Annotated in this window: 8 protein-coding genes; 6 read left to right on the forward strand and 2 right to left on the reverse strand. The window is 71.4% G+C overall.

The window, feature by feature from the left end; all coding sequences use genetic code 11:
• Window positions 1-84: 84 nt before the first annotated feature.
• Complete coding sequence (locus tag ACWEJX_RS23810; protein WP_451609430.1) at window positions 85-1,809, forward strand: GAF domain-containing protein; 1,725 nt, start codon at window positions 85-87, stop codon at window positions 1,807-1,809.
• A 172-nt stretch (window positions 1,810-1,981) separates the two neighbouring features.
• Here ACWEJX_RS23810 and ACWEJX_RS23815 read toward each other — a convergent pair whose 3' ends face one another.
• On the reverse strand, window positions 1,982-2,446 hold the full coding sequence (locus ACWEJX_RS23815; protein ID WP_451609431.1) for a pyridoxamine 5'-phosphate oxidase family protein: 465 nt from the start codon (window positions 2,444-2,446) through the stop codon (window positions 1,982-1,984).
• A gap of 386 nt (window positions 2,447-2,832) precedes the next feature.
• On the opposite strand from ACWEJX_RS23815, the gene ACWEJX_RS23820 reads away from it, so the two are divergent.
• From ACWEJX_RS23820 to ACWEJX_RS23830, 3 genes are all read left to right on the forward strand, one after another.
• Window positions 2,833-3,558, forward strand: a complete 726-nt coding sequence (locus ACWEJX_RS23820; protein WP_451609432.1) for a response regulator — start codon at window positions 2,833-2,835, stop codon at window positions 3,556-3,558.
• Window positions 3,559-3,764: 206 nt separating this feature from the next.
• Entirely contained in the window at window positions 3,765-4,634 is an 870-nt protein-coding gene (locus ACWEJX_RS23825; protein WP_451609433.1) for a universal stress protein, read from the forward strand.
• Between the two features lie 336 nt (window positions 4,635-4,970).
• Complete coding sequence (locus tag ACWEJX_RS23830) at window positions 4,971-6,569, forward strand: sigma-70 family RNA polymerase sigma factor (RefSeq protein ID WP_451609434.1); 1,599 nt, start codon at window positions 4,971-4,973, stop codon at window positions 6,567-6,569.
• Here ACWEJX_RS23830 and ACWEJX_RS23835 read toward each other — a convergent pair.
• Window positions 6,544-6,702 (reverse strand): hypothetical protein, encoded by a 159-nt coding sequence (locus ACWEJX_RS23835; protein ID WP_451609435.1) that lies wholly within the window; start codon window positions 6,700-6,702, stop codon window positions 6,544-6,546. The two genes, ACWEJX_RS23830 and ACWEJX_RS23835, sit on opposite strands and share 26 nt — an antisense overlap.
• Before the next feature lie 316 nt (window positions 6,703-7,018).
• Between ACWEJX_RS23835 and ACWEJX_RS23840 the strand changes: the two genes are divergently transcribed.
• Window positions 7,019-9,382, forward strand: coding sequence for a non-reducing end alpha-L-arabinofuranosidase family hydrolase (locus tag ACWEJX_RS23840; RefSeq protein WP_451609436.1), 2,364 nt, complete (start codon window positions 7,019-7,021; stop codon window positions 9,380-9,382).
• A gap of 39 nt (window positions 9,383-9,421) precedes the next feature.
• Complete coding sequence (locus tag ACWEJX_RS23845) at window positions 9,422-12,049, forward strand: RICIN domain-containing protein (RefSeq protein WP_451609437.1); 2,628 nt, start codon at window positions 9,422-9,424, stop codon at window positions 12,047-12,049.
• The last annotated feature ends 6 nt before the right edge of the window (window positions 12,050-12,055 follow it).

Below are 12,055 nucleotides of genomic sequence, written 5' to 3' on the forward strand. Positions count from 1 at the left end.
ACTGCCCTTGATCTGACGCTCCGGGCCACCCGCTCGGCCATTAGGCTGTCACGGTACGGGCGGGTGATCGACGGAGGAGGCCCAGTGGGCGTGGAGGAGCCGCTGTCGCGGATGCCCCAGATGCGGCTCGACGAGCTGCTGGAGGAACTGCAGGCGCGCATCAACGCGGCCCGCGGCACCCGGGACCGGGTGCACAGCCTGTTGGAGGCGGTCGTCTCGGTCGGCCGCGAACTGGACCTCTCCCAGGTGCTGCGACGCATCGTGGAAGCCGCCACGCTGCTCGTCGACGCCCAGTACGCGGCGCTTGGAGTGATCGGGCCCGATGGCCGGTCCCTGTCCCAGTTCCTCACCGTCGGACTGACCGAGGAAGAGATCGCGAAGATCGGCCCCCTGCCGGCCGGACACGGCATCCTGGGCGAGCTCATCCGCAAACCCGAGCCGCTGCGCCTGACGGACCTCGGCGCTCACGAGGCCTCCTACGGATTCCCCGCCCACCACCCGCCCATGCGGACCTTCCTGGGCGTGCCCATCCGGGTGCGCGACGAGGTCTTCGGCAATCTGTACCTGACCGACAAGCACGGCGGTCAGGACTTCGACGCCGAGGACGAGTCGGTCATCTCCACGCTCTCCGTCGCCGCCGGTGTCGCCATCGACAACGCGCGCCTGTACGAGGCGTCGCAGCGGCAGCAGCGCTGGCTCCGGGCAAGCGCTGAGATCACCAACAGCCTCTTCTCCGGCAGTCCGCGGCTGGCGGTGTTGGAGCTCATCGCCCGCCGCGCCCAGGAGATCACCGGGGCCGGGCTCGCCGACGTCTCCGTGCCCGTCGCCGGGACGGACGAGCTCGTCGTGGAACTGGCCGTCGGAGCGGACGCCACCACCCGCACCGGGCTGGTGGTCCCGATCGAGGGCACCCTTTCCGGCGCCGCGCACAAGGCCGGCGCGCCCGTGACCACCGTCGGCCTCGCGCAGGACGACCGGTACACCGCCGAGCCCCGCCGCTTCGACGGGCTGGGACCTGCGGTCGCCGTCCCGCTGGGTACCGCTGCCAAGGACACCCGCGGTGTCCTGCTGCTGGCCCGGCACCAAGGAGACCCGGTTTTCACCGAAGCAGAGCTGGAGCCGCTGCTGGCCTTCGCCGGACAGGCCGCGCTCGCCCTTGAGCTGGCCGAGCGCCGCAGCGACGCCGAGCAGCTGGCCCTTCTGGAGGACCGCGACCGCATCGCCCGTGACCTCCACGACCTGGCCATCCAGCGGCTGTTCGCGACCGGCATGACGCTGCAGAGCGCGGCGCGACTCGTGCAGCACGAGGGCGCCGCCGAACGGGTCTCGCGGGCCGTCGCGGACCTCGACGAGACCATCAAGATCATCCGCTCCACGATCTTCGGCCTGCGCGCCCGCGAGGAGGACACCGGGCCGAGCCTGCGTGCACGGGTCGCCCGCGCCGTGGGCGAGACGGCGACCACGCTCGGATTCCCGCCCCGTCTGAGCATGGAGGGCCTGCTCGACACGGACGTGCCGCTGCAGGTGGCCGATCATGTCACGGCAGCCCTGACCGAAATGCTCAGCAACGCTGCCCGCCACGCCCACGCCACCCGGGTCGAGGTCACCCTCCAGGCCACCTCCGAAGAAGTCGTCCTCACCGTCACGGACAACGGACGGGGCATCCCCGTCGACGGCAGGCGCAGCGGCTTGAGCAACCTCGACGAGCGGGCCCGCAGCGTGGGCGGCGCCCTGGAGATCATGTGCCCTGAGGAGGGCGGCAGCAGGCTGGCGTGGCGCGCGCCTCTCGTCTCCAACCCCGCTGAGTGACCGCCGGTTTCCAGCCGGAGCGCATTCGAGCCTCCTCGGTGGGACCGGGGCCGGCAGCTCCTCTGCCGGCCTCCCGCCGCTCCGAGGGAGCGCCGTGCAGCGGGTGCCCGCAGTCCCGGTCGTGGGGCGTGTGCCGCCGCGGAACTCGGCTGTCCGCGCGACCGGCAGGCCCCTACACGGTGAGCTGCATGCCCGTCACCAGGTCCGGCCGGATGCGCAACGCGGTTGTCGTGGCAGGGTGTTGCGCCCATGGGCGCAACCGGGCGGCGAAACGCGCGAGTTCCTCCTCCTCGGTGACCCGGCGAGCGTATCCGGTGACCACCACGCTCCAGCCCAGGTGCGTCTCGGGGTCGATGACGTCGGCCTCGTAAGCCACCACGACACCTGCGGCCTGGGTAGGCGTCACGATCGATGCGAGCGTGGCGCCGTCGTGCAACCGGACGATGATGTCCTCGCCGTCCATGACGTGGTTGACCGGGCGGATGGCCGGCAGGGCCTGATGCGTGAAGACGATGCGCCCGAGCGAGATGCTGCCGAGCAGCCGCAGGGCCTCGGCACGGCCGAGCTGTCCCATTCGTCGCGGCGCCACCGCCTCACGGTGGTCGTCCACCGTGGTACGCGCGGCTTCGTCCTTCATCGTGCTCACCTTCTGCTCCGGCTCGGCCCCGGACGGCTTCGCCGCCTCCGGCCAGCGTCTCCCCTCACACGCCGGCTCGATAGGGCCGAACGGACCTTCTCGGCCGTGCCCATTGCCGGCGGTTTTGAAGGCAGCATCTCCGCGACGGGTCACGCGAAGGAGCAGGGCACAGCGCGGTCCACCGGCCCGTGATCGTCGGCCACAGGATGTGCACGGGGAATCTGCGACATCGGATACGGGCGTTTCCGGACGCTGGCCGGGTATCCCTGGCCGGGTATCCCTGGCCGGGGATGAGGGCCATCCGGCCCTGGGCGATGGTCCCGCTCGCACGGCACGATGCGTGCGGAGCCCTCAGGGGCGGTGAATCGGCGAACGCGGAGTGTGTGATGACGGACAGCAGCGGCGGCCTCACGGCGAAGGAGCCGGTCAGGGTCTTCCTCCTTGACGACCATGAGGTGGTGCGTCGCGGTGTGCACGACCTCCTGGACGCCGAGCCCGATCTGACGGTGGTCGGTGAGGCGGGCACGGCGGAGCAGGCGCTGGTGCGGGTGCCCGCACTGCGCCCGCAGGTCGCCGTTCTCGACGTGCGCCTGATGGACGGGGACGGTGTGAGCGTGTGCCGGGAGCTTCGCTCGCGCATGCCCGACCTGGCCTGCCTGATGCTTACGTCGTTCGACGACGAGGAGGCGCTGCTCGACGCGATCATGGCCGGTGCGTCCGGGTACGTCCTCAAGCAGATCACGGGCACCGATCTGGTCAATGCCGTGCGTACGGTCGCCTCCGGCCAGTCCATGCTGGACCCCGGCGCCACGGCCCGGGTCATGGCCCGGCTTCGTGGCGGGGCGCCCCAGGAGGAGCAGCGGCAGGGGCTGCCGGGACTGACCGAGCGGGAGCGGGAGATCCTCGACCTGGTGGGGGAGGGACTGACCAACAGGGAGATCGGCAAGCGGCTGTATCTGGCGGAGAAGACGGTCAAGAACAACATTTCCCGGCTGCTCGCCAAGTTGGGTGTCGAACGCCGGGTGCAGGCCGCCGTCATCGCCACCCAGGCACTGGCTGCCCGGGAGGACCAGCGTGGGGCGGCCGGGCGGGAAGGCCGCCCACGAGGCTGACCCGGACCGTGAAGTGCCGTCGCGGGGTCTGTCGGCCCACAGCAGGGACCTCCGGCCCCCTGCGCGCACCGTGCGGGCCGGTCACTGTGGAGGTGCAGGGCCGCCCAGCAGCGCCCCGGAGTGCCGGACGGCGATCTCCGGGCCCCTGAGGACAGCCCGCGTACGCCGCGTCCGGCCCGCCCGGCCGCCAGACCCACGGAGTCTCCATGTCCCGCACCGTCACCGCCGGCCTCGACGGATCCCCCGAAAGCCTCGCCGCCACGCAGTGGGCCGCCCAGGAGGCACTGCGTCGTGGCGTGCCGCTGCGGCTGCTCCGCGCATGGAGCATCGACGAGGACCCCCGTACCCGTGTGGTCGACCCGGAGACGGCACGCGAATGGGGTGTGTGCACCCTCGCCACCGCCGAGGGGCGGCTGAGGCGCCGCCACCCGGCTCTGGACATCGAGACGGCATGGGTGGTCGGCGACCCCGTGGAGGAGCTGTGCGGTGCTGCCGAGGAAGCGGAGCTGCTGGTGCTCGGTTCCCGTGGTCTGGGCGGCCTGGCCGGGTTCCTCGCAGGGTCGGTCTCCCTGGCGGTGCTCGCCCGCACCCGGCGACCTGTCGTCCTCGTCCGCCCGCACGACCTCCTGGAGCCCGAGGAGGAACGTACGGGGGAGGTGGTCATCGGTCTGGACGTGTCCGCCGCCGGCGACGATCTGCTCGCCTTCGGCTTCGCCGCCGCGGACCGGTACGGCTGCGGGCTGCGCGTGGTGCACCGGTGGGCCGTTCCGGCGTTCTACGGCCCCGACATGGTCGGCGCACTCCCGCCGCTCATGACGGAGGTCGCCGCAGACACACGACGTGCGCTCGACGAGGCGCTGGCCCCCTGGACCGACAAGTTCCCGGACGTGGCGGTGGTGCGCGACTGCCGCCAGGGCCGGCCGGCGCAGGACCTGACGGAGCTGTCGCACGACGCCCGACTCGTCGTCGTCGGCCGCAAGGTCCGCCGGGCACGGATCGGCACTCATGTCGGGGCCGTCACCCACGCGGTCCTGCACCACTGCCTGGCGCCGGTCGCGGTCGTACCCCACGACTGAACGGGCCCGACCGCAGAACGGCGCGCACCGACACAGCCCGTCCGGCACCGGCCCCGGCGGTTCGGGCAGCCGTGCCGCCCGAGCGGCCTCGCCGGCGAGCGGTGACGTCAGCCGAGGACGACCTCGTGGAGGCGGTCGTGCGGATGCCGGCGCGCTTGCCTCCTGCGATGTGCGACCGTCCGGTGCAGGCCGTGGACGGGCGGTCCCGGGCGCCGGGCCTGCCGTGTCGGCACGAGCCGGACCGTCCGCCCGAGGCGCAGGCTTTGGCCGTATGCCTTCGTCGAGGCTAGGGTGTGCCGCCGTACTCGGCGGATCGCTCCCCTGAAGAAGGTGGGAATGGGGCTCACAGACGCAGACCACGCGGGACTGGTCGTCGCGGCGCAGGCCGGTGACGATCGGGCGCGCGAGGAGCTGATCGCCGCGTACCTGCCGCTGGTCTACAACATCGTCCGGCGAGCCCTGAGCGGAGACGCCGATGTCGACGACGTCGTCCAGGAGAGCCTGCTGCGTGTGGTGCGCGACCTGCCTTCGCTGCGTGCCCCGGAGAGCTTCCGGTCCTGGCTCGTCTCGATCACACTCCGTCAGATCAACACCCACCTGCACCGGAAGCACGCCTTCGCCGACCGGACCACGGTCATCGACGAGGCACACCGGATACCGGATGCCGGGGCCGAGCCCGTGGACGCGGCGATCCTGCGCCTGCACGTGTCGGACGAGCGTCGTCGCGCCGTCGAAGCCGGCCGGTGGCTCGACCCGGACCATCGGGTGCTGCTGTCGCTGTGGTGGCAGGAATGCGCCGGCCTGCTGAGCCGGGAGGACATCGCCACCGCGACGGGGCTCACGGTCGCCCACGTCGGGGTGCGCCTGCAACGCATGCGCGAGCAGCTGGAGGCGTGCCGGACGATCGTCGTCGCACTGCAAGCCGATCCGCGCTGCCGGCAGTTGGACGAGACCGTCGTCGGCTGGGACGGCCTTCCCGCGTCGGTGTGGCGCAAGCGGATCGCGCGGCACACCCGTGACTGTCCGGTCTGCAGGGCGGCGTCCGTCGAACGGGTTCCGGCCGAACTCCTGCCCCTCGGGCTGGCGACGCTGGCCGTACCGGCCGGACTCGTCGCCACGCTGGCCGCCAAGGGCCTGCTGTCCGGTGCCGTCGCGACCGCGGCCGGGCTGGGCACGGCACCCGTCGCCGTCGGCGCGGCGACGGGGGGAGGCGGTCTGCACAGCACGCTGTTCGGCAAAGTCCACGCGGCGATCACCGCTCATCCGCTCGTGAGCCTCACTGCCGGCGCGGTGCTCATCGCGGGGACCGCCACCTACGCGGCCTGGCCCGAACCGTCGCATCGGGAGCCCGGCGTCATCGCCGCTCCCACGGTCGGCCATCCCGCGCCGAACCCGTCGCACACCACCGCGTCGGCCGAACCGTCCCCGACGAGCCCGCCCCCGACGAGGCCCTCCCCGACGAAGCCCTCCCCGGCGAGCCCGTCCGCCGCCGCAGTCACCGTTCCGCTGGGCGCGCGGTCGCTCGAGTCCGCGGACCAGCCGGGCTCGTTCGCCACCTACGACGGCGACTTCGTGACGCTCGGCCCCGTATCGGCGTCCAGTAGCGCGCAGGCGCGGCAGCGAGGCACTTTCACGGTCATCGGGGGGCTGGCCGACCCACGGTGCGTCACCTTCCGCGCTGCGGACGGCCGGTATCTTCGCCACTCCTACCTGCGGCTACGGCTGAGCACGGACGACGGCAGCGCACTGTTCCGTGAGGACGCGACATTCTGTCCCCTTCCCGGGGCGGTCGCCGGGTCGGTGACCCTGCACGCGCACAACTATCCCGGCTCGGTCCTCCGCCACCGCGACGGTGGTGTGTGGCTCGACGGCTCCGACGGCACGCCGGTCTTCGCCGGTCAGGCTTCCTTCATCGTGCGCGGGGCCTGGGCCTGACCACCCGCTCCTCGGGCGATCCGGCCGAGTCACGCGGTGACAGCTGGTGATCCTCCAGCACGAGCACGAGCACGAGCACGATCACCAGCACCAGCACGACCACGATCACGCGCGACCGCGCACGCTCACGCACGGTCCCTGCACCACGCCGTGACCGGCCCCGGTCGTCCTCTCTCTCCGCGGGCGCGGCCGGGCCTCGGCGCTCGGCATAACGCTTTCCGTCTGCGAGATGCATCACCAGGCGATCCCGCGGGCGGCGCGACTTTTCTGTTACGAGCCTGCGCGTTCGCAAGCCTCCACTTCAGGGGTGTCCCTCCTGCCGCCGCCATGACATGCCGGCGTGGCAGGCCGACTTCCCCCACTGACGCATCCCCTGAAGAAAGTTCCTCCATGACGCAACACATCCACGAGCTCCGGGCGACCGGTGCGCAGAACCGCCGAGGAGAATCATGAAGGGCCTGCACCGGCTCCGCCGGCGACGCCGGACATGGACGATAGGGCTGTCGGCCACGGCGCTGGTGGCCGGTGTCGTCACGTTCCTCCCCAGCTCCGCCGGAGCCGCAGGCCTGGGGACCCAGGCGGCCCCCTCGGGCAGGTACTTCGGCACGGCTGTGGCCGCCGGCAGGCTCGGCGACCCCGCGTACACCGCGATCGCCGACCGGGAGTTCAACATGATCACCCCGGAGAACGAGATGAAGTGGGACGCCATCGAACCGTCCCGCGGCACCTTCGTCTTCGGCCCCGCGGACCGGATCGTCGACCGCGCCCTGGCACACGGCCAGCGCCTGCGGGGCCACACCACGGTCTGGCACTCGCAGCTTCCCTCCTGGGTCGGTTCCATCCGCGACGCGCAGACGCTGCGCAGCGTCATGAACCACCACATCACCACCGAGATGACCCACTACAAGGGAAAGATCTACGCCTGGGACGTCGTCAACGAGGCGTTCGCCGACGGTGGCAGCGGCCGGCTCCGCGACTCGGTCTTCCAGAAGGTGCTCGGCGACGGCTTCGTCGAGGAAGCGTTCCGCACCGCCCGTGCGGCCGACCCCTCCGCCAAGCTCTGCTACAACGACTACAACATCGAGAACTGGCCGGACGCCAAGACCCAGGGCGTCTACCGCATGGTCAAGGACTTCAGGTCCCGCGGCGTGCCCATCGACTGCGTCGGGTTCCAGAGCCACTTCGGGGCGGGCGGCCCGCCGGCGTCCTTCAAGACCACCCTGGCCGGCTTCGCCGCCCTGGGCGTCGACGTCCAGATCACCGAGCTGGACATCGCCCAGGCATCACCCACCCACTACGCGAACACGGTCAGCACCTGCCTCTCCGTGGCCCGGTGCACCGGCATCACGGTGTGGGGCGTCCGCGACAGCGACTCCTGGCGCCGCGGCGAAAGCCCCCTGCTGTTCGACAGCAACGGCAAGCCCAAGCCCGCGTACACCGCCGTCATGAACACCCTCCATTCCGGCTCCGGCACCACCCCGGCCGAGCCGAACGGCGGTACCGGAGAGATCAAGGGCGCGGCCTCCGGCCGCTGCGCCGACATCCCCGGATCCGCCACCGCCAACGGCACCCGGGCGCAACTGTGGGACTGCAGCGGACAGGCCGGCCAGCGCTGGACCCACACCGCCGCGAAGCAGCTGAAGGTGTACGGCAACAAGTGCCTGGACGCCCAGGGCAAGGGCACCACCAACGGCACCCCGGTGGTCATCTGGGACTGCAACGGCGGCACCAACCAGCAGTGGGACTTCCACACGGACGGCTCGATCACCGGCGTCCAGTCCGGGCTGTGCCTCGACGCCGTCGGCGCCGCCACCGCGAACGGCACCAGGATCCAGCTCTACACCTGCGCGTCCGTCGGCAACCAGAAGTGGACCGCCCCCGCCCAGACGGGCGGCGGCACGTGCGCCCTTCCGTCGACGTACAAGTGGAGTTCGACGGGTCCCCTCGCACAGCCGTCGAACGGCTGGGCCGCGGTGAAGGACTTCACCCACGTGATGCTGGGCGGCAAGCATCTGGTGTACGCGTCGAGCGCGTCGGGAACCTCGTACGGCTCGATGGCGTTCAGCCCCTTCACGAACTGGTCCGACATGGCATCGGCCGGCCAGACGAAGATGAGCCAGAACGCGGTGGCGCCCACACTGTTCTACTTCGCGCCCAAGAAGATCTGGGTCCTCGCCTACCAGTGGGGTGCGGCGCCCTTCAGCTACCGCACGTCCAGCGACCCCGCCGACCCCAACGGCTGGTCCGCGCCGCAGCCGCTCTTCACCGGCAGCATCCCCCGCACCGAATCCGGCACCGGCCCGATCGACCAGACCCTGATCGGCGACGAGAAGAACATGTACCTGTTCTTCGCCGGTGACAACGGCAGGATCTACCGGGCGAGCATGCCGATCGGAAACTTCCCGGGCAGTTTCGGCTCGTCGTACACGACGGTCATGAGCGACACGGTGAAGAACCTCTTCGAGGCGCCGCAGGTCTACAAGGTCCAGGGCCGGAACCAGTACCTCATGATCGTCGAGGCCCGGGGCGCGCAGGAGCAGCGCTACTTCCGCTCCTTCACGGCCGCCGGCCTGAGCGGTACGTGGACCCCGCAGGCCGCGACCGAGAGCAACCCCTTCGCGGGCAAGGCCAACAGCGGTGCGACCTGGACCGACGACATCAGCCACGGCGATCTGATCCGCACCAACCCCGACCAGACCATGACCGTCGACCCCTGCAACCTCCAGTTCCTGTACCAGGGCAAGTCTCCCACCGCGGACGGCCCCTACGACCAACTGCCGTACCGGCCGGGTGTCCTGAGCCTGCAGCGCTGACCTGCCCGATCCACGGTTCCACAAGGAGAAACACCCCCCATGAATCACCCCACCAACGCCGGGCGCCGCGGACGTCACCGCCGCCGCAGGACCGCCACCGTTCTGCTGCTCGGTGTGCCCGCCACCGTCGTGCCGTACCTCCTGTTCGTGCAGGACGACTCGCAGGCCGCGACGGTCGACGACAGTGCCTACTACAAACTGGTCTCGGTGCGCAGCGGCAAGGTGCTGGACGTCAACGCCTTCTCCACCGCCGACGGCACCCGCATCCAGCAGTGGACCGACCAGAACACGGCCAACCAGCAGTGGAGGCTCAGGCCCACCGGCGACGGCTACTACGAGCTGGTGAACCGCAACAGCGGCAAAGTGCTCGGAACAGACGGCGACTCGACCGCGCAGGCGGCCGCCGCCGAGCAGCAGACCGACAGCTCCTCCGCCTCCCAGGAGTGGCGGGTCGACGAGGTGAGCGGTTCCGGCGCCGTCACCTTGACCTCCCGCAGGAGCGGCCAGGTCCTGGACGTCTCCGGAGGCTCCACGGCCGACGGCGCGGCAGTCATCCAGTATCCCGGCCATGGCAGCACCAACCAGCAGTGGAAGCTGGTGAAGACGGCCGAGGCCCCGGCCACCGGGACCGGACCGTACGTGTGGAAGAACGCCCAGGTCGTGGGCGGAGGTTACGTCACCGGTCTGGTGTTCAACCCGCGGGAGAAGGGCCTGCTGTACGCGCGCACCGACATGGGCGGCGCCTACCGCTGGGACAGCGCGGCCGAGCAGTGGATCCCGCTGACCGACTGGATCGGCGAGAAGGACTGGAACCTCCTGGGCATCGACGCGCTGGCCACCGACCCCGTGGACCCGAACCGCCTCTACCTCGCGGCCGGCACCTACACCAACGACTGGGCCGGCAACGGCGCGATCCTGCGCTCCACCGACCGGGGCCGCACCTTCCAGCGCGTCGACCTGCCGTTCAAGCTGGGCGGCAACGAGGACGGCCGCGGGGCGGGCGAACGGCTCGTGATCGACCCCTCGGACCACCGCGTCCTGCTGCTCGGCACCCGCAAGAACGGCCTGTGGCGCAGCACGGACAGCGGCGCGACATGGCGACAGGTCTCCTCGTTCCCCGTCAAGGACGGAGCGAGCAGCGGCGCGGGCATCTCCTTCGTGACGTACGGCCCGGCCGGCGGCAACACGGTCTACGTCGGCGTCGCCGACAACTCCACCTCCCTGTACCGCTCCACCGACGGCGGCACCACCTGGCAGGCCGTCCCCGGTCAGCCCACCGGCCGGTTCCCGCAGCACGGCGTCCTCTCCGGCGACGGCTCGCTCTACCTGACGTACACCAACGCCCTCGGACCCAACGGTGTGACCGCCGGCTCGGTGTGGAAGTACACGCCGAGCGGCGGCGGGGCGTGGAAGAACGTCTCCCCGTCCAGCGGTTCTTACGGGTTCTCCGGCCTGGCCGTCGACCCGAGCAAGCCGTCCACGGTGATGGTCACCACCCTCGACCGCTGGTGGCCCGAGGACGAGATCTACCGCACCACGGACGGCGGCACGAACTGGAAGGCGCTGGCGGCCACGTCGGTGCGGAACGCCTCCGCCGCTCCCTACGTCGGCACCCACACCGGGCACTGGATGACCGCCCTGGCCATCGACCCGTTCGACTCCGGTCACGTGCTGTACGGCACCGGCAACGGCATCTGGCGCAGCAAGGACGCCACCGCCACCGACAGCGGCGGCACCAGCCACTGGGCCGCCGGGGCGCGGGGGCTTGAGGAGACCGCGCTGATGGACGCGATCGCCCCGCCCGGCGGCGCCGCCGTCATCACCGCCATGGGTGACCAGGGCGGCTTCCGGCACGACGACCTGACCAGGGTGCCGACCGGGCGGCTGGACCACCCGATGATGACCAACAGCACGGACATCGACTTCGCCCAGTCGAACCCCGCGGTGATGGTCCGCGTCGGTCGGGGCGGCGCGCAGGACGGCGCCTACTCCACCGACGGCGGCAGCAGCTGGAACGGCTTCCAGGCGGAGCCGGTGGCCGGCGCCCAGGACGGTCATGTCGCGCTCGCGGCGGACGGCTCCACCATCGTCTGGACCCAGGCCGGTCAGGCCCCGTACCGCTCGACCGACCGGGGCGCGAGCTGGTCGAAGGTCAGCGGCTTGGGCACCGACGCCGTCGTCGTCGCCGACCGCTCCTCGGCCAGGACCTTCTACTCCCTGTCCGGCGGCACGCTCCACGCCAGCACCGACGGCGGAGCGACCTTCACCGCCCGCGCGACGAACCTGCCCGCCGGCCGGCTCACCGCCGTTCCCGGCGTCGCCGGGGACCTGTGGATCGCAGGCGGCGCCCAGGGGCTGCTGCACTCCACCGACGGCGGCCGCACCTTCACCACGCTCACCACGGTGCGGTCCGTCTCTGCCCTCGGCTTCGGCAAGGCCGCACCCGGCGCCTCCTACCAGGCCCTCTACCTGATCGGCACCGTCAAGGACGTCACCGGCGTCTTCCGCTCCATCGACAAGGGCGCCACCTGGCTCCGCGTGAACGACGACGCCCACCAGTGGGGCAGCATCGGCGGCGTCGGCGTCATCACCGGCGACCCCGACACCTTCGGTCGCGTGTACGTCGGCACCAACGGACGCGGCCTCCAGTACGGCGACCCGTCCTGACGCCGA

The sequence above is a fragment of the Streptomyces sp. NPDC004788 genome, assembly GCF_053601115.1.